The organism is Streptomyces sp. NPDC046977 (assembly GCF_040644455.1).
Classification (GTDB): Bacteria; Actinomycetota; Actinomycetes; order Streptomycetales; family Streptomycetaceae; genus Actinacidiphila.
This window is the reverse complement of the sequence record NZ_JBEYWO010000016.1, coordinates 193,223-210,198: the sequence shown is the minus strand read 5'-3', so window position 1 is coordinate 210,198 and position 16,976 is coordinate 193,223. Positions and strand designations below refer to the sequence as shown.

The following is a 16,976-nucleotide window of genomic DNA, read 5'->3' as shown; positions in this document are numbered from 1 at the left end:
CAGGGGACTTTACGCACCGGCCCCGTGCGCCCGGCCCCCGGGGGCGCGGTGCCTCAGGCCAGGGCCAGGGACAGGCGCGGGATCAGGGCCTCGTCGAAGCGGCGCAGGAGCAGTCGCGCCATCTCCGGGGCATCGCCCAGCACATCGCCGAGGACGTCCGCGCCGGCCTCGCGCGCGCCGCGCGCGATCCGGTCGGGGAGGCGGCCGGGGGCGATGACGTACGGGGCGACCGCGATGTGCCGGACGCCCTCGGCGCGCAGGGCGCGCACCGCGTCGGCGGTGCCGGGCGGCGACCCGGGGACCGTCGCGGCGAACGCGGGACGTACGGCCTGCCAGCCGGTGCGCCGCCACTCCCGGGCGATGTCCGCGATCACCGCGATCGCCTCGGGGTCCGAGGAGCCCGCCGATGCCAGGACGATCCCGGTCCGGCCGCGGTCGCCGCCGCCGAGCCCGGCCTCGGACAGCCGCCGCTCCAGGGCGGTCACGAGCAGCGGTGCGGGGCCGAGGACCCCGGCCTGGTGCATCCGCAGCCGCGGGTGCCGGGCCGTCGCCTCGCGCAGTACGGCCGGGATGTCGGCCTTGGCGTGGAAGGCCCGGGTCAGCAGCAGTGGCAGGGCCACCGTCTCGCGTACGCCGTCCGCGGCGAGGCGGTCCACGACCTGCGGCACACTGGGCGCGCAGTGGTCGAGGAAGGCGGTCTCGACCCGCAGGCCGGGGCGGGCCGCCCGGACCCGTCCGGTGAGCGCGTGCACGGTCGCGGCGTGCCGCGGGTCGCGGCTGCCGTGGGCGATGACGAGCAGGACGGGGGAAGCGGGAGCCATCGCGTCACCCCCGCGCGAACAGGCCGCGGCTGCGCAGCACCCGCCGTTCCAGCGGGGCGAACACGAGCAGTTCGATGCCGATGCCCACGATGAGGATGAGCAGGATCGCGGCGAGGACGGTGGGCATGTCGGACAGTTCCCGGCCCTGTTCCAGCAACTGGCCGAGGCCGATGCCGAGATCGGGCGAGGTGGCGATGAGCTCGGCGGCCATCAGGGAGCGCCAGGAGAAGGCCCAGCCCTGCTTGAGGCCGGCGAGGTAGCCGGGCAGGGCCGCGGGCAGCAGGACGTGGCGTACGGAGTGCAGGCCGCCCGCGCCCAGTGTCCGCCCCGCCCGCAGGAACAGCGGCGGGATCTGGTCGACGCCCGCGACCAGGCCGTTGGCGATCGAGGGCACCGCGCCGAGCAGCACGACGCAGTAGATCGTGGCGTCGGTGAGCCCGAACCAGATGATGGCCGCGGGCACCCATGCCACCGACGGCAGCGACTGGAGCCCGGACAGGATCGGCCCGATCGCCGCGCGCACGGGCTTGACCCGTGCCACGAGCAGGCCGAGCGGCGTGCCGATGACGACGGAGGCGAGGAAGCCCAGGGCGCCGCGCGACAGGCTCGTCCAGACGTAGCCGAGCAGCGTGCCGTCGAGCCACTTGTCCCGCAGGGCGCGGCCGACGTCGGCCGGGCTGGGCAGCTGGTAGTGCGGTTTGACCTCGAAGTGGTAGGCGAGCTGCCAGACCACGAGCACCAGCGCTACGGCCAGCACGGGCGGCAGGGCCTTCTCGCGCAGGAGGCGGCCGAGCGGGACCCGGGGCTCGGAGGGCGTCTCCAGCGCGTCGAGGCCCGCCCCGAGGCCCGCCAGGTCCGTCGCGGACCGGGCCGCGCCGGCGGAGCCTTCTGCCTTGGTCTCAGTGCTGGCCATGACGGCGGATCTCCCCACGGAGGTGCTCGGTGATCTCGACGGACAGTTCGGCGACGGCGGAATCCTCGATGCGCCGGGGCTGCGGGATGTCGATCCGCCACTCGCGGGAGATCCTGCCGGGCCGCGACGACATCAGCACGACGCGCTGCGCGAGCCGTACCGCCTCCCGCACGTTGTGGGTCACGAAGAGCACGGACAGCGAGTTCTCCGCCCAGATGCGGGTGAGCTCCTCGTGCAGGACGTCCCGGGTGATGGCGTCCAGGGCCGCGAACGGCTCGTCCATCAGCAGCAGTTGGCTGTCCTGCGCCAGGGCGCGGGCGAGCGCGACGCGCTGCCGCATGCCGCCGGACAGTTCGTGCACCCGCTTGCCGTGGGCGCCGCCCAGGCGGACCAGCTCCAGCAGCCGTTCGGCCTCCGGCCGCCGTTCGGCGCGCGGCACCCCGCGCATGCGCAGGGCGAGTTCGATGTTCCTGCCCGCGGTCAGCCACGGGAACAGGGCGTGCTCCTGGAACATCAGGGCCGGCCGCCCGCCGGGGGTGGCGATCTCCCCGGCGGACGGCAGGTCGAGTCCGGCGACCAGGTTGAGCAGGGTGGACTTGCCGCAGCCGGAGGCCCCCAGGAGGCAGACGAACTCACCGGGCGCGACATCGATGCTGATGTCGTCCAGCACCTGCGCCTGCGCGCCGGAGCGGCCGAAGGACTTCGAGACGTGCGCGAGCCGGGCGGCGTAGGGCGCCGTCTCGTCCGTCACGGCGGGCTGGGTGCTGAGTGCGGTGGCCATGGAACGTCACCTCCTGGGGGCTGGGCGTGCGGGCGGGTCAGCTGCCGAGACCGGCGTTGCCGAGTTCGGTCCTGCCCTCGGCGGTGAGGATCTTGTTGAGGATCGTGAGGTCGTAGATGCCCTTCAGGTCGGGCTTCTCCAGCAGGCCCGCGGTGACGGCGTGGTCGGCCTCGCTCTGCAGCGTGGACGCCAGCGGGTCGTCGGTGACCTGGATGCTCTTCCACGCCGGGTCGATGACGTCGGCCGGCAGCGGCTTGCCGGACAGCTTCTCCAACTGGGCGTTGGCGTCGGCCTTGGCCTTGTCCGGGTTGGCGGTGATCCACGCGTTGGTCTTCACCGAGCCGCGCAGCACGGCCTCGACGACGTCCGGGTGCTCGCTGAGGAACTTCTGGGAGACGATCACATTCGTGATGACGAACTTGCCGTCCTTCCACAGGCTGCTCTCGTCCAGCAGCACCTTGGCGCCCTCGGCGACCAGCTTGGACGCGGTGGGTTCGGGGACCCAGGCGCCGTCGATGGAGCCGGACTTGTAGGCGTCCGGGGTGATCTTGTTGTCCGTGCGGATGACGGAGACATCACCCTTGCCGCTGGTCGCGTCGACCTTCCAGCCCTGCCCGGCTATCCAGTTGAGCAGGGCCACGTCCTGGGTGTTGCCGAGCTGCGGGGTGGCGATCCGCTTGCCCTTGACGTCCTTCAGGGACGTGATCTTCTTGGGGTTGACGACCAGCTTCACGCCGCCGGAGGCCGAACCGGAGATGATCCTCAGGCTCTTGCCGCCCGACTTGGTCCAGCCGTTGACGGCGGGGGAGGGGCCGATCCAGCCGATGTCGATGGAACCGGCGTTGAGGGCCTCGATCTCGGCGGGGCCCGCGTTGAAGACCGACTCCTTGATCGTGGTGCCGGAGCCGAGCTCCTGCGCAAAGAAGCCCTCCTTCAGGCCCACCAGCGGGGTGGCGTGCGTGAGGTTCGCGAAGTAGCCGATCTTCACCGTGGAGGCGGACAGCTTCTTGCCGGTGTCGGCGCCGGCGCTGGTGCCGCTGGTCGCGGCCGCGTTGGAGGTGTCGTCCTTCTTCTCGGAGCCGTAGCCGCAGGCGGCCAGGGCCAGCAACGGCAGAAGGGCGGCGCCGGCGACGAGGCGGCGGCGGGTCGTCGTTCTCGGGGCGGTGGTGCGATCGGCAGTCACGGGAGGTGGTCCTCTCGAAGGCTCCGGGTCGCGCCCTTCAGGGCGCGCCGAAGTAGTGGCTGTCTGGTTCTCGGGGGTGCCGTGCCGCGTGCGCGGCCGTGGTGCGGCGAGTGGTGCGTCCGGGCGGTGTCAGCGCGCACATCGCGTCACACCGCCCGTGCCGCTGCCCAGACAGCCGCTGCCGACGCGGCCGCCCTCCTTGGCGAATCCGGAGAACGCGTCCATGACGCTGAGCCCTGCCATCAGAAGTCCCACCCCTCCTGGTTCGCGTCCCCCGCGGCCGCGGCGGTACGGGCGGCGAAGGCCTCGCCTGCCATGCCGGCGGTCAGCGTGGTGCCGTCCGCCGGGTCGATCAGCAGGAAGGAGCCGGTGAGCCGGGAGTCCGCATAGGCGTCCAGCGGCAGCGGCTCGGAGGTGCGCAGCACGACCGTGCCGATGTCGTTGACACCGAACTCGCCTGGGTCGTCCCGGTGTTCCAGCCCGTGGGTCAGGTCGATCTTGTACGGGAGCCGCTTGACGACCGCCTTGACCGTGCGCGTGGTGTGCTTCAGCAGCACGCGGGCGCCGACCGTCAGCGGGCGCTCGTGCAGATGGCACACCGTGGCCTCGACGTCCTGCGTGGTCGCCGGGGCGGCCGCGGTCGGCGCGATCAGGTCGCCGCGGGAGATGTCCAGGTCGTCACCGAGCAGCAGCGTCACCGACTGCGGCGCCCAGGCCACGCCGACTGCGGTGCCCAGGGCGTCGATCCCGGTGATCGTGCTGGTCAGACCGGACGGCAGCACGGTGACCGGGTCGCCGACGCGCAGCACTCCGGAGGAGATCTGCCCGGCGTAGCCGCGGTAGTCGGGGTGCTGCGCGGTCTGCGGGCGGATGACGTACTGGACCGGGAAGCGCGCCGGGTGCGCGGCCGGGTCGGTGCCGACCGCGACGGTCTCCAGGTGCTCCAGCACCGTCGGGCCGCCGTACCAGTCCATGCCGGCCGAGGCGGTCACCACGTTGTCCCCGGTCAGCGCCGAGATCGGGATGGCGGTGATCTCCGGGACGCCGATCGAGGCGGCGTAAGCCGTGAACTCCTCCGCGATGGCGGCGAACACCTGCTCCGACCAGTCCACCAGGTCCATCTTGTTGACGGCCAGCACCACGTGCGGGACACGCAGCAGGGCCGCGACGGCCGCGTGCCGGCGGGTCTGCTCGACCACGCCGTTGCGCGCGTCGACCAGGATCACGGTCAGCTCGGCGGTCGAGGCGCCGGTGACCATGTTGCGCGTGTACTGCACGTGCCCGGGGGTGTCGGCCAGGATGAACCGGCGCCGGGGCGTGGCGAAGTAGCGGTAGGCCACGTCGATGGTGATGCCCTGCTCGCGCTCGGCCCGCAGGCCGTCGGTGAGCAGCGCCAGGTCGGGCGCGTCCTGGCCGCGGCGGGCGGAGGCGAGCTCCACGGCCTCCAACTGGTCGGCCAGGACCGACTTGGAGTCGTGCAGCAGCCGTCCGACCAGGGTGGACTTGCCGTCGTCGACGGAGCCCGCGGTGGCGAAGCGCAGCAGCGAGGTGGCCGCGAGATGTTCGGCGCTGGTGATGCCGGCGGTCATGGCTAGAAGTACCCCTCGCGCTTGCGGTCTTCCATCGCGGCCTCGGAGAGCTTGTCGTCGGCCCGGGTGGCCCCGCGCTCGGTGAGCCGGGAGGCGGCGATCTCGGTGATCACCGCGTCGATGGTGGCGGCGGCGGAGTCCACCGCGCCGGTGCAGGACATGTCGCCGACCGTGCGGTAGCGGATCAGCCGCTTCTCCACGGTCTCGCCGTCCTTGGGGCCGCCCCAGTCGCCGGCGGTCAGCCACATCCCGGCGCGGCGGAACACCTCCCGCTCGTGGGCGTAGTAGATCTCCGGCAGCTCGATGCCCTCGCGGGCGATGTACTGCCACACGTCCAGCTCGGTCCAGTTGGACAGCGGGAAGACCCGCACGTGCTCGCCGGGGGCGTGCCGGCCGTTGTAGAGCTGCCACAGCTCGGGGCGCTGGCGGCGCGGGTCCCACTGCGAGAACTCGTCGCGCAGCGAGAAGACGCGCTCCTTGGCGCGGGCCTTCTCCTCGTCCCGGCGGCCGCCGCCGAAGACCGCGTCGAAGCGGTGCTCCTGGATGGCTTCGGTCAGCGGCACGGTCTGCAGCGGGTTGCGGGTGCCGTCGGGGCGCTCGCGCAGCCGCCCGTCGTCGATGTAGTCCTGCACGGACGCGACGTGCAGCCGCAGCCCGTGCCGGGCGACCGTGCGGTCGCGGTACGCCAGCACCTCGGGGAAGTTGTGGCCGGTGTCGACGTGCAGCAGCGAGAAGGGCACCCCCGCCGGGGCGAACGCCTTCAGCGCCAGGTGGAGCATGACGATGGAGTCCTTGCCGCCCGAGAAGAGGATCACCGGGCGCTCGAACTCCCCGGCCACCTCCCGGAAGATGTGCACCGCCTCCGACTCCAGCGCGTCCAGGTGCGACAGCGCGAAGGGGTTCTCCGTGCTCTCGCCGATCGCGACTACCGTGGTCACACCGCGCCCCTTTCTCGAGCTTCGTGAGCTTTCGGACGAGTGACGCGAGACGGGCCGCCGCTCACGCCAGCCCCTTTTCCACCAGCAGCGCCACCAGGAGCGCCGCCGAGTCCTCGACGGTGTGGTGCTGGGTCTCGATCCGCAGGTCGGGGTTACCGGGCGCCTCGTACGGGTCGTCGACACCGGTCAGCCCGGATATCTCGCCCGCGGCCTGCTTGGCGTACAGGCCCTTCACGTCGCGCGTGGAGCAGACCTCGACCGGGGTGGCGACGTGCACCTCCAGGTAGGTCGTGCCGCGCGCCTCGTGGCGCTTGCGGACGGCCTCCCGGCTGTCGGTGTACGGCGCGATGACCGGGACCAGCACGGTGACCCCGTGGGAGGCCAGCAGTTCGGCGACGAAGCCGATGCGCTGCACATTGGTGTGCCGGTCCTCGCGGCCGAAGCCGAGGCCGGCGGAGAGGAACTCGCGGATCTCGTCGCCGTCCAGTACCTCCACCCGGTGCCCGTCGCCGCGCAGCCGCGCCGCCAGCGCCCGGGCGATCGTCGTCTTGCCTGCACTCGGCAGACCGGTGAGCCACACCGTGGCGCCCGCGTCCGTCCCGCTCATCCGCCCCTCCCGGGAGGTCCGTTCCGTCGTCATCAGCCGTGCAGACCGCATTCGGTCTTCGCCCGGCCCGCCCACCGGCCGGCCCGGGCGTCCTCGCCCTCCAGCACCCGGCGGGTGCAGGGGGCGCAGCCGACCGAGGCGTAGCCGTCCATGAGCAACGGATTCGTGAGTACCCCGTGATCGGCGACATAGGAGTCCACGTCGTCTTGCGTCCAGCGGGCGATGGGGGAAACTTTGATCTTTCCGCGCCGGGTGTCCCACCCGACGACGGGGGTGTTCGCCCTGGTCGGGGCCTCGTCGCGGCGCAGTCCCGTCGCCCACGCGTCGTACGCCGTCAGGCCCTGCTCCAGCGGTTTCACCTTCCGCAGCGCGCAGCACAGGTCGGGGTCGCGGTCGTGCAGCCGCGGCCCGTACTCGGCGTCCTGCTCGGCAACGGTCTGACGGGGCGTCAGGGTGATGACGTTGACGTCCATCACCGCGGCGACGGCGTCACGGGTGCCGATGGTCTCGGGGAAGTGGTAGCCGGTGTCCAGGAAGACCACGTCGACACCGGGCGCCACGCGGGAGGCCAGGTGCGCCACGACCGCGTCCTCCATGGAGGAGGTCACGCAGAAGCGCGCCCCGAAGGTGCCGGCGGCCCAGCGCAGGATCTCCTCGGCGGGGGCGTCCTCCAGGTCGCGTCCCGCCCGTTCGGCCAGAAGCCGCAGCTCGTCGGCGGAGTGCTGCCGCGCGGTGGTCACGAAACGTCTCCCTCGGGGGCCGAGGCCTGCAGGCCGCGGGCCAGCAGACCGAGGAACTTGAGCTGGAAGGCCCGGTTGCAGGCGCGGCACTCCCAGGCGCCGTGGCCCTGCTCCGCGGGGTGCAGGTCCTCGTCCCCGCAGTACGGGCAGTAGAACGGTGCGGCACGCTCGCTCACGACAGGTCCTCCTCCGACGCGCGCGCGACCCACTGCGCGAACCGTTCGCCGTCCGTGCGCCCCTCCTGGAAGCGCCGCAGGACGCGCTCCACGTAGTCGGGCAGCTCGTCCGAGGTCACCTTCAGGCCGCGGACCTTGCGGCCGAAGCCGGCCTCCAGACCCAACGCGCCGCCCAGGTGCACCTGGAAGCCCTCGACCTGGTTGCCCTCGTCGTCCAGGACGAGCTGGCCCTTGAGGCCGATGTCCGCCACCTGGATGCGGGCGCAGGCGTTGGGGCAGCCGTTGACGTTGATGGTGACCGGTTCGTCGAACCCGGGCAGGCGGCGCTCCAGTTCGTCGATGAGGGAGGCGCCGCGCGCCTTGGTCTCGACGATGGCCAGCTTGCAGAACTCGATACCGGTGCACGCCATGGTGCCGCGCCGGAACGGCGAGGGCCGCACCTGGAGGTCCAGCGCCTCCAGGCCCGCGACGAGGGAGTCGACGCGGTCCTGCTCGACGTCGAGCACGATCATCTTCTGCTCGACGGTGGTGCGCAGCCGGCCCGAGCCGTGCGCCTCGGCCAGCTCCGCGATCTTGCTGAGGGTCGTGCCGTCGACCCGGCCGACCCGGGGCGCGAAGCCGACGTAGAAGCGGCCGTCCCGCTGCCGGTGCACCCCGACGTGGTCACGCCACTGCTCGACGGGCTGCTCGGGCGCCGGGCCGTCGGCCAGCTTGCGCAGCAGGTACTCGTCCTCCAGCACCTGCCGGAACTTCTCCGCGCCCCAGTCGGCGACCAGGAACTTCAGCCGGGCGCGGGTGCGCAGCCGCCGGTAGCCGTAGTCACGGAAGACCGAGATGACGCCCTCGAAGACGTCGGGGACCTCGTCCAGCGGCACCCACGCGCCCAGCCGGACGCCGATCTTGGGGTTGGTGGACAGGCCGCCGCCGACCCACACGTCGAAGCCCGGTCCGTACTCGGGGTGGCGGACGCCGACGAAGGCGACGTCGTTGATCTCGTGGGCCACGTCCAGCAGCGGGGAGCCGGAGATCGCCGACTTGAACTTGCGGGGGAGGTTGGAGAACTCCTTGTTGCCGATGATCCGGCGGTGGGCCTCGTCCACGGCCCAGGTGCCGTCGATGATCTCGTCCTCGGCGATGCCGGCCACCGGCGAGCCGAGGATGACGCGCGGGGTGTCGCCGCACGCCTCGGTGGTGGACAGCCCGACGCCCTCCAGGCGGCGCCAGATCTCCGGCACGTCCTCGATGCGGATCCAGTGCAGCTGGATGTTCTGCCGGTCGGTGATGTCGGCGGTGCCGCGGGCGAACTCCTGCGAGACCTCGCCGATGACCCGCAGCTGCTGGGTGGTGAGCCGGCCGCCGTCGACGCGGACCCGCAGCATGAAGTACTTGTCGTCCAGCTCCTCCGGCTCCAGGATCGCGGTCTTGCCGCCGTCGATCCCGGGCTTGCGCTGGGTGTACAGCCCCCACCAGCGCATGCGCCCGCGCAGGTCCGCCCCGTCGATCGCGTCGAAACCGCGGTACTGGTAGATCGTCTCAATGCGCGTCCGCACATTGAGACCGTCGTCGTCGCGCTTGAACTGCTCGTTGGCGTTGAGCGGTGTCATGTGGCCGACCGCCCACTGGCCCTCGCCGCGGTGACGGCTCACCTTGCGGCGTGCGGCGGCGCCCTGCTGATCGGGGGTGGAAGCCATGGCGATGCAGTCCTTCTGGCAGGCTGAGGAGGCTCGGCAAGTGGGGATCGTACGGCGAAGGACCCCTGCGGCCTGCGGAAACACGTCGCGCTCGGCGGCGGTCCTGGAAGCGGGGGTCGGTGCGCGTCCGCGACGTCGGGGACGGCGGGGTCAGTCCGGGGCGTGACGGCGTGCGGGCTCAGTAGGCCCGACAGATGGCGCTGGACATGCGTCCGAGGTCGACGTGCAGCCGACCTACCAAGGCGATTCCGGAGCGCGACATGTCGAAAGCGTGTCACGCGGGTCTCGGGCCAGTCCACCATTATCCGCTATCTGGACTCGATCATCCCGCATGGTGATACGGATACGGTGCCCGTCTGCGGACAGATCACCGCACCCTGCTCGGATGCCGCAGAAAATCGCCCGTGATCGCCCGGAACCCGTCGTGCCCCCGGGCACCGACGTGGCGCAGCTTGTGGGCCGCCAGGGCCATGCCGAGCCGCACCCCGGCGCCCAGCAGCGCGCGGTTCGCGGCCAGCGCCGCGAGCACCCCGGCCGCGAAGACGTCACCCGCCCCCGTCGCGTCCTCGATCTCCCCGTCCCGGAGCGGACGGTGGGTCCAGCGCTCCACCGAACCCGGCCGGCGCACCTCCACCCGGTCCGGGTACTTCACCACCGCCGTGCCGCGCAGCCCGGGCAGCAACGGCGCCAGGTCGGTGAACTCCCGCTCGTTGAGCAGCAGGTAGTCGCTCGCCGCCGCCATCGCCAGCACGTCGTCGCTCGGCGCGGTGGACCAGGCGTGACCCGGGTCGAAGGTGACGATCGTGCGCGGCGACCGCTCCCGGACCGCGTCGAGCAACCGGCGCAGCGCCGCACCCCCGTCGGGGTCCAGGAAGGACGTCACGTGCACCACCCGGGCCCGCGCCAGGGTGCCGGCGATCTCCTCGAAGTTCCGCCGCACATGCCCGGCGATGCCGGTGTTGGCACCGGTGTGGGTGAGCAGGGTGCGCTCGCCCCCGTCGTGCACCGACAGGCAGATCCCGCACAGCCGCTCCGGGTCCGGCAGCACCAGGGAGCGGTCGATGCCGAGCCCGTCGAGCACGGCCAGCGGATCGACCGCCTCCAGCGGGCTGCTGCCGGCGACGCTCACGTACCCCAGCCGCAGGCCCCGGCCGAGCCGGGCGAGGGCGTGCAGCGCGTTGAAGGCCGAGCCGCCCAGTTCGGGTGTGAGGGGCACCCCCTCCGCGCGCAGGCACTCCAGGGCGGCGCGCACGGCCGGCTCCTCCACCAGCCGCTCGGAACCGCTCTCCAGCGGGGGACGCAGCCCCGTGTGCGCGTCGATCCGGGCCAGCAGCGGGCTGCCGCCCACGGCGGAGGCACCCGTGATCAGGTCCAGATTGAGCGCCCCGACCCCGACGACGTCCATGCCTCCCCTTTCACGGCTTTCACGGCGCGTCCACGCCGCGCGCGCCGCCCGCGGGTTCAGTGCGCCCCGGGCCAGGGGCCGTCGATCGGCCTCTTCTCCTCTTCCCCCGTCTCGGTGCGGAAGATGCGGAAGCCGCGCCTCTCGTAGTTGGCCAGCGCGTGCGGCCCGTCCAGGCTGCAGGTGTGCACCCACACCCGCTTCGTCGGCGTCCGCTCCGGCCAGCGCTCTGCCAGGTCCCAGGCGCGCGCGATGCCGAACGACAGCAGGTGCCCGCCGATCCGGCGTCCCCGGAAGGCGGGCAGCAACCCGAAGTACGCGATCTCGACCTGGGCCTCGTCCTGCGCGTCGAGCTCGATGTAGCCGGCGGGCGTGCCCTGGTCCCAGACCACCCACGTCTCCGTGCCGGGGCGGTCCAGGCACGCGCGCCACTGCTCGTACGTCCACGGCAGCCGGTCGGTCCACGCGCAGTCCGCGCCGACCGAGGTGTACAGGAAGCGGCTGAACTCCGGGGAGGGCACCTCGGCCCGGACGATCCTGACCCCGCCGGTCGCGGGATCGGGCTCCATGGCGGGCGCCGACGGCCGCAGGTCGGCCGGTGAGGTCTGCTCCAGCGACCAGGTGGTCACGGTGACGGTGTTGCTCATGGGGCCCAGCCAACCACGTCGGCGGCGCCGGCGGCGGGGTGCCTCGCAGCCACGCGCGGGGACGAGGTGAGGCAGCCCGGGATGCCAGGGCGCCGGGGCGCGTACGCCGGGCCGGGACCCCGCGCCGGCCGCGGGCGGCGGATCCCGCGTTCGGACGGGGCCGGAACCGTCGGGCGGCTCCTTCCCGGACGGGCCGGCCGCCCCGCGGTCACACGGAACGCGCCCTGCGGACCGCCGGGGCCGTGGAGTGCGGCAGCAGGTCCGCGGGCCGTGCCGGACGCAGGAGTTCGACCTCGACGCCGTCGGCGAAACGGTACGGCCGGTGGTCGAGGACGCCGGAGAGCGTACGGCGCAGCCGGGACATCTCCGCGCGGACGGTGACCGTACGGGTGGGGTCGCCGAACAGGTCGTCCGCCAGTTCGGCGGCACTGCGCCCGGCCCGGTGCAGGGCGAGGACGAACAGCAGCTCGGCATGGCGCGGACTGAGTTCCTGCGACCAGCCGCCCGCGCCGCCGGAGACCGCGACGCTCCAGGTGCGCGGGCGGCTCACGTCGAGCACCACCCGGCCCGCGGGTGTCCGCTCCTCCCGGTCGTCACGGACCCGCACCAGCCAGCCGCCGGGCAGCGGTTCGAGCGTGCACAGCCCGAGCGAGGGCACCCAGATGGGCCCGGCGGCCGGCGCGGCGGGCAGCGTGATGCGCTCGACCGCCGGCATGCCGGTGACGGCGGCGGTCCAGCCGTTGGGGTCGACGACCGCCGCCCGGCCGGACATCCGGGCCAGCAGCGGGGCCGCGACCGAGCGCAGCCGGCCGACGGCCGCCCAGTGCCGGGAACGCAGTTCGCCCTCGGCGACCTTGGTGACCGCGGTGACCAGCGACAGCATCGCCGGGTGCACGGTGGCGGCCGGCCCGCTGACGTCGACCGCGCCGAGCAGCCGTCCGTCGCGCGGGTCGTGCAGCGGCGCCGCCGCGCACGTCCACTGGTGCAGCTCCCGCACGAAGTGCTCGGCCTGGTGCACCTGCACAGGGCGCCCGGCGACCAGAGCGGTGCCGATCGCGTTGGTGCCCACGGTGTCCTCGGCCCACGAGGCGCCCTCGGCGAAGCCCAGCCGGTCCGCGCTCTTGCGGACGGCGACACTGCCGTCGCGCCACAGCACCCGTCCCTCGGGATCCGTGACGACCATGATGTGCCGGGCCTCGTCGGCCACCGAGACCAGCCCGTCGCGCAGGGCGGGCATCACCTCGACCAGCGGGGTGCGGCGCCGGCGCTGCTCGATCTCGTCCGCCGTCAGCATCGTGTTGTGGCTGCCGTTGTCGGGGTCGACGCCGAGATCCAGGGCGCGCCGCCAGGAGTCCTGGATGATCGGCCGGGGGACCGTGGCGGCGGCCTTGCCGCCACCGCCGAGTGCGGCCTCCCTCATCCCGCCCAGCAGGCGCGCCGAGCGGCGCGTCTCCTGGGCCGACTGTGCCGACAACGACCGGGAGTCGAACGGAACCTGGCTCATGGTTCTCCCCGCGTGCGTGTGCGCTGGTCTGCGCTGTGCGCCCGGCAGTGATCGCGACGGCGCATTGGCGACCACACCCTGTGCATATGGTGCCGTCGCGGAGGGGGCTCCGGCGGCATATCCGGCCAATAGCTTGCAACGGTCTGCAACGGTTGCGAATATGCACGCCCCCGACGGACAGTGACGGCGCATCACGCTACTCGTACGGAACACCATCCGTGCGACGGTGAGGTTGGAGACCGGGGGTGGTGCCGAGTCGGCGCGGCGCCACCTTCCGCGCGGCGCGGCGGCGGATCGTTTCTCCCGTGATCCCGGTCCTTCCTCGGGGCACGGGGGACCGCCGTCGCGCCGACGCTTCACGCCACCGGGCGCGCCCGCTCCACCACGGCCTCCAGGTCCAGCCCGCGCGGCAGCGTCCCGAAGGTCGCCCCCCAGTCGCCGCCGAGCCGGGAGGCGCAGAAGGCGTCCGACACCTCCGCCGGCGCGAAGCGCACCAGCAGCGACCCCTGCAGCACCAGCGCCATCCGCTCCACGACCCGCCGCGCGCGCCCCTCGATGCCCTCCAGGTCGGCGAGTTCGGTCAGCAGCGACTTGATCGCCCCGTCCAGCCGGTGGTCCGCGCCGCGCGCCAGGCCGATCTCCCCGAGGAACGCGTTCAGCGCCTGCGGCTCCCGCTGCAGCGCCCGCAGCACGTCCAGCGCCTGGACGTTGCCGGAGCCCTCCCACACCGAGTTCAGCGGCGACTCGCGGAACAGCCGCGGCATGCCCGACTCCTCCACATAGCCGTTGCCGCCCAGGCACTCCAGCGCCTCGGCCGCCACCGCGGGACAGCGCTTGGTGATCCAGAACTTGGACACCGCCACCGCCAGCCGCCGGAAGTGCCGCTCCTGCTCGGTGTCCGCGTCGTACGCCGCCGCGAGCCGCAGCACGGTCGTGGTCGCCGCCTCCGACTCCAGCGCCATGTCGGCCAGGACGTTGCGCATCAGCGGCTTGTCGATCAACGGGCCGCCGAAGGCGCTGCGGTGCGCGGTGTGGTGGACCGCCTGCGCCACCGCCTGCCGCATGACCGCCGCCGAACCCGTCGCGCAGTCCAGCCGGGTGGCCGCCACCATCTCGATGATGGTCGCCACCCCCCGCCCCTCCTCGCCGACCCGGCGCGCCCAGGTGCCGTCGAACTCGACCTCGGACGAGGCGTTGGAGCGGTTGCCCAGCTTGTCCTTCAGCCGCTGGATGCGGAAGACGTTGCGGGTGCCGTCCGGCAGGACGCGCGGCAGCAGGAAGCAGGTCAGGCCGCCGTCGCCGCCCGGCCCCGTCGCCTGAGCGAGCACCAGGAAGCCGTCCGACATCGGAGCCGAGCAGAACCACTTGTGCCCGGTGAGCAGATACGTGCCCTCCTCGGCCAGCGGCTCCGCCCGCGTCGTGTTCGCGCGCACGTCCGAGCCGCCCTGCTTCTCGGTCATGCCCATCCCGAACAGCGCCCCCGGCTTCTGCCCCGGTGCCACCAGCCGCGGGTCGTAGACCCGCGACCCCAGCCGCGGCTCCCACTCCGCCGCCAGCCGCGGATCGGCCCGCAGGGCGGGCACCGCGGCGTGCGTCATCGAGACCGGGCAGCCGTGCCCCTGCTCGACCTGCGACCACACCAGGAAACCCGCCGCGCGCCGCAGGTGGCCGTCGGGGCGCGACCAGGCGTCGGTCAGTCCCGACGAGACCGCCCGGCCCAGCAGCCGGTGGTAGGACGGATGGAACTCCACCTCGTCGAGGCGGTGGCCGTAGCGGTCATGGGTGCGCAGCACGGGGGAGTGCGTGTTCGCCTCCTGCCCCCACGCCTGCGCCTGGACCGAGCCGGCCGACCGGCCGATCTCGCCCAGCTCCACGTCGATCTCCTGCCGGCGCTCGGGCGCGGCGTGCCGGGCGACCCCCTCCACGAGGGCGTCGTCGGCGGCGTACACGTCATACCCGACCAGCGGCGGGGGCTGGTTGGTCACGGTGTGTGTAGGGGCGCTCATGACAGCTACCGTAGGCGCGTGCAGGCAGCAGACGAAACACCCGAGCGGCCCCGGAAAGGCCGGCTTCTCCAGGCGCGGTCCCTCTACCGGAACGTCTCCAAACGCAAGGTCGGCTGGCTGCTGCTCAAGGACACGGTCAACTCCTGCCTGGAGTACCGCGTCACGGGTCTCGCCGCCGAGGCCGCCTTCTTCGTGCTGCTGTCCCTGCCGCCTCTGCTGCTCGGCCTCGTCGGCGCCATCGGGTACGTGGACGAGGTCATCGGCACCGACACCATCGACAACATCCGCCGCAACATCCTCACCGCGGCGGCCACCGTCCTGTCGGACAAGGGCGTCGACCAGTTGATGCGGCCGCTGGTCGACGACGTCTTCGGCGGCGGCCGGCCCGACGTGATCTCCATCGGCTTCGTCATCGCCCTGTGGTCGGGCTCGCGGGCCCTGAACGTCTTCGTCGACACCATCACGATCATGTACGGGCTGGAGGGCATACGGGGCATCGTCAAGACCCGGCTGCTGGCCCTGCTGCTCTACGTCGTGGCCCTGGTCATCGGCGCCGTCGTGATGCCGCTGCTGGTCGTCGGGCCGGACGCGGTCGTGTCGTTCCTGCCGTGGAGCGAGTGGGTCATCCGCATCCTGTACTGGCCCGTGGTGCTGCTGCTGTCGATCACCTTCCTCACCACGCTCTACCACGTGTCCGTGCCGGTGCGGTCGCCCTGGTACGAGGACATGCCCGGGGCCGCCGTCGCCCTGCTGATGTGGGTCCTCGGCAGCTTCCTGCTGCGCATCTACCTCACCCACACCGTCGAGGGGCCGACCATCTACGGGTCGCTGGCCGCGCCCGTCGCCGTCCTGTTGTGGATCTTCGTCTCCGCCTTCGCGGTCCTGGTCGGCGCGGCCGTCAACGCCGCGATCGACCGGGTCTGGCCGTCCATCGAGACCGCCGCGGCCCGCGAGAAGAACGCCCGGGTGCGCCAGCGCCAGGCCGCCGACCGGCTGGCCGAGGCCGCCGCCCGCCGGGCCGCCTTCGACGACGCCCCCGACGACGAGGTGGGCCCCGAGGACCCGCCCGCCGAATTCCCCGAGCGCTGGGCGGGCTTCCTGCCGCCCGACGACGTCAGGGGCCGGCTGCGCGGCCGCCGCCCGCGCGGGAAGAGCGGCCCGCCGCCGGCGGAGTGAGCCCGCTGTCGCGGGGCGGTGCCATCCTGGGGGCATGTACCGGGAACGCGCCTCCGTCGTCCCCGGCGCCGTGCTGTGGACCAGGACAGCGGGCGCCGAGGCGGCCCGGGTGCTGCCCGACGGCTGCGTCGACCTCATCTGGGGCGAGGGCACCGGGCTCTTCGCCGCGGGGCCGGACACCCGCGCCCATCTCACCGCGAGCCCGCCCGGCACCCGTTACGCGGGGTTGCGCTTCGCGCCCGGGACCGGCCCGGCCGTGCTCGCGGTCGCCGCGCACGAACTGCGGGACCGCCGCGTGCCGCTGGACGCGCTCTGGCCCGGTGCCGAGGCACGCCGCCTGACCGAGCGCGTGGCCTCCGCCGCCGACCCGGGCGTCGCCCTGGAGGCTGCCGTCCTCGGCCGCCCGCCGCGACCCCCGGTCCGCTACGCGGCACAGACCGCCGCGGGCCTGGCCGCCGGCGCCCGTGTGGCCGACGTCGCCGCGGCCCTCGGCGTCAGCGAGCGCCAGCTGCACCGCCGCTGCCTCGACGCCTTCGGCTACGGCCCCAAGACCCTCGCCCGGATCCTGCGCCTGCAGCGTGCCTTGCGGCTGGCCCGCGGCGGACTGCCCTTCGCCGAACTCGCCGGGCGTGCCGGTTACGCGGACCAGGCCCACCTCGCCCGGGACGTGCGCGCCCTCACCGGCGTGCCGCTGCGCCGCCTCCTGGCGCCGTGACCCCGGGGCGTGTCTCCGGCCCCTCGGGTCTCGCTCTCTCGGCGGCGTTCGCTGATTCGCCGCCGGGGGTGTACCTGGCACGGCACA

Annotated in this window: 17 protein-coding genes; 2 read left to right on the top strand and 15 right to left on the bottom strand. The window is 73.2% G+C overall.

Going from position 1 to position 16,976, the window contains the following annotated elements:
* Window positions 1–53: 53 nt before the first annotated feature.
* From ABZ883_RS23765 to ABZ883_RS23695, 15 genes are all read right to left on the bottom strand, one after another.
* Window positions 54–821: a sirohydrochlorin chelatase gene (locus ABZ883_RS23765; RefSeq protein ID WP_360909165.1), complete on the bottom strand. Its 768-nt coding sequence runs from the start codon at window positions 819–821 to the stop codon at window positions 54–56.
* A gap of 4 nt (window positions 822–825) precedes the next feature.
* Window positions 826–1,734, bottom strand: a complete 909-nt coding sequence (locus ABZ883_RS23760; RefSeq protein ID WP_360909163.1) for an ABC transporter permease — start codon at window positions 1,732–1,734, stop codon at window positions 826–828.
* Complete coding sequence (locus ABZ883_RS23755; protein WP_360909161.1) at window positions 1,721–2,515, bottom strand: ABC transporter ATP-binding protein; 795 nt, start codon at window positions 2,513–2,515, stop codon at window positions 1,721–1,723. The genes ABZ883_RS23760 and ABZ883_RS23755 overlap by 14 nt, the downstream gene beginning before the upstream one ends.
* Window positions 2,516–2,552: 37 nt before the next feature.
* Window positions 2,553–3,698: an aliphatic sulfonate ABC transporter substrate-binding protein gene (locus ABZ883_RS23750; protein WP_360909159.1), complete on the bottom strand. Its 1,146-nt coding sequence runs from the start codon at window positions 3,696–3,698 to the stop codon at window positions 2,553–2,555.
* 242 nt (window positions 3,699–3,940) lie between these two features.
* Window positions 3,941–5,287 carry a GTP-binding protein gene (locus tag ABZ883_RS23745; protein ID WP_360909157.1) on the bottom strand — a complete coding sequence of 449 codons (1,347 nt, stop codon included), beginning with the start codon at window positions 5,285–5,287 and terminating at the stop codon, window positions 3,941–3,943.
* Between the two features lie 2 nt (window positions 5,288–5,289).
* On the bottom strand, window positions 5,290–6,225 hold the full coding sequence (gene cysD, locus ABZ883_RS23740; RefSeq protein WP_360909155.1) for a sulfate adenylyltransferase subunit CysD: 936 nt from the start codon (window positions 6,223–6,225) through the stop codon (window positions 5,290–5,292).
* Between the two features lie 61 nt (window positions 6,226–6,286).
* The gene (cysC, locus tag ABZ883_RS23735; RefSeq protein WP_360909153.1) at window positions 6,287–6,832 is read right to left on the bottom strand and encodes an adenylyl-sulfate kinase; all 546 of its coding nucleotides are present in this window, start codon (window positions 6,830–6,832) and stop codon (window positions 6,287–6,289) included.
* Between the two features lie 32 nt (window positions 6,833–6,864).
* On the bottom strand, window positions 6,865–7,572 hold the full coding sequence (locus tag ABZ883_RS23730) for a phosphoadenylyl-sulfate reductase (RefSeq protein ID WP_360909152.1): 708 nt from the start codon (window positions 7,570–7,572) through the stop codon (window positions 6,865–6,867).
* Window positions 7,569–7,748, bottom strand: coding sequence for a hypothetical protein (locus ABZ883_RS23725; protein WP_360909150.1), 180 nt, complete (start codon window positions 7,746–7,748; stop codon window positions 7,569–7,571). The genes ABZ883_RS23730 and ABZ883_RS23725 overlap by 4 nt, the downstream gene beginning before the upstream one ends.
* Entirely contained in the window at window positions 7,745–9,439 is a 1,695-nt protein-coding gene (locus tag ABZ883_RS23720; protein WP_360909148.1) for a nitrite/sulfite reductase, read from the bottom strand. Before ABZ883_RS23720 ends, ABZ883_RS23725 begins: the two co-directional genes overlap by 4 nt.
* Before the next feature lie 178 nt (window positions 9,440–9,617).
* Window positions 9,618–9,701 (bottom strand): putative leader peptide, encoded by an 84-nt coding sequence (locus tag ABZ883_RS23715; protein WP_360909198.1) that lies wholly within the window; start codon window positions 9,699–9,701, stop codon window positions 9,618–9,620.
* A 105-nt stretch (window positions 9,702–9,806) separates the two neighbouring features.
* Entirely contained in the window at window positions 9,807–10,844 is a 1,038-nt protein-coding gene (locus ABZ883_RS23710; protein WP_360909146.1) for a PfkB family carbohydrate kinase, read from the bottom strand.
* Window positions 10,845–10,900: 56 nt separating this feature from the next.
* A complete protein-coding gene (locus ABZ883_RS23705; protein ID WP_360909144.1) occupies window positions 10,901–11,488 on the bottom strand; it encodes a GNAT family N-acetyltransferase in 588 nt (195 codons plus the stop codon).
* Window positions 11,489–11,696: 208 nt separating this feature from the next.
* Window positions 11,697–12,992 (bottom strand): GAF domain-containing protein, encoded by a 1,296-nt coding sequence (locus tag ABZ883_RS23700; RefSeq protein ID WP_360909142.1) that lies wholly within the window; start codon window positions 12,990–12,992, stop codon window positions 11,697–11,699.
* 356 nt (window positions 12,993–13,348) lie between these two features.
* The gene (locus ABZ883_RS23695; RefSeq protein ID WP_360909140.1) at window positions 13,349–14,998 is read right to left on the bottom strand and encodes an acyl-CoA dehydrogenase family protein; all 1,650 of its coding nucleotides are present in this window, start codon (window positions 14,996–14,998) and stop codon (window positions 13,349–13,351) included.
* Window positions 14,999–15,016: 18 nt separating this feature from the next.
* Between ABZ883_RS23695 and ABZ883_RS23690 the strand changes: the two genes are divergently transcribed.
* The gene (locus ABZ883_RS23690; RefSeq protein WP_360909139.1) at window positions 15,017–16,174 is read left to right on the top strand and encodes a YihY/virulence factor BrkB family protein; all 1,158 of its coding nucleotides are present in this window, start codon (window positions 15,017–15,019) and stop codon (window positions 16,172–16,174) included.
* Window positions 16,175–16,208: 34 nt separating this feature from the next.
* Entirely contained in the window at window positions 16,209–16,889 is a 681-nt protein-coding gene (locus ABZ883_RS23685) for a helix-turn-helix transcriptional regulator (protein WP_360909137.1), read from the top strand.
* The last annotated feature ends 87 nt before the right edge of the window (window positions 16,890–16,976 follow it).

Excerpts from the sequence above, each read along its gene's own strand:
- ABZ883_RS23765 (WP_360909165.1), bottom strand. The coding sequence starts at position 821 with ATGGCTCCCGCTTCCCCCGTCCTGCTCGTCATCGCCCACGGCAGCCGC.
- ABZ883_RS23760 (WP_360909163.1), bottom strand. The coding sequence starts at position 1,734 with ATGGCCAGCACTGAGACCAAGGCAGAAGGCTCCGCCGGCGCGGCCCGG.
- ABZ883_RS23755 (WP_360909161.1), bottom strand. The coding sequence starts at position 2,515 with ATGGCCACCGCACTCAGCACCCAGCCCGCCGTGACGGACGAGACGGCG.
- ABZ883_RS23745 (WP_360909157.1), bottom strand. The coding sequence starts at position 5,287 with ATGACCGCCGGCATCACCAGCGCCGAACATCTCGCGGCCACCTCGCTG.
- cysC (WP_360909153.1), bottom strand. The coding sequence starts at position 6,832 with ATGAGCGGGACGGACGCGGGCGCCACGGTGTGGCTCACCGGTCTGCCG.
- ABZ883_RS23720 (WP_360909148.1), bottom strand. The coding sequence starts at position 9,439 with ATGGCTTCCACCCCCGATCAGCAGGGCGCCGCCGCACGCCGCAAGGTG.
- ABZ883_RS23715 (WP_360909198.1), bottom strand. The coding sequence starts at position 9,701 with ATGTCGCGCTCCGGAATCGCCTTGGTAGGTCGGCTGCACGTCGACCTC.
- ABZ883_RS23710 (WP_360909146.1), bottom strand. The coding sequence starts at position 10,844 with ATGGACGTCGTCGGGGTCGGGGCGCTCAATCTGGACCTGATCACGGGT.
- ABZ883_RS23705 (WP_360909144.1), bottom strand. The coding sequence starts at position 11,488 with ATGAGCAACACCGTCACCGTGACCACCTGGTCGCTGGAGCAGACCTCA.
- ABZ883_RS23700 (WP_360909142.1), bottom strand. The coding sequence starts at position 12,992 with ATGAGCCAGGTTCCGTTCGACTCCCGGTCGTTGTCGGCACAGTCGGCC.
- ABZ883_RS23695 (WP_360909140.1), bottom strand. The coding sequence starts at position 14,998 with ATGAGCGCCCCTACACACACCGTGACCAACCAGCCCCCGCCGCTGGTC.
- ABZ883_RS23685 (WP_360909137.1), top strand. The coding sequence starts at position 16,209 with ATGTACCGGGAACGCGCCTCCGTCGTCCCCGGCGCCGTGCTGTGGACC.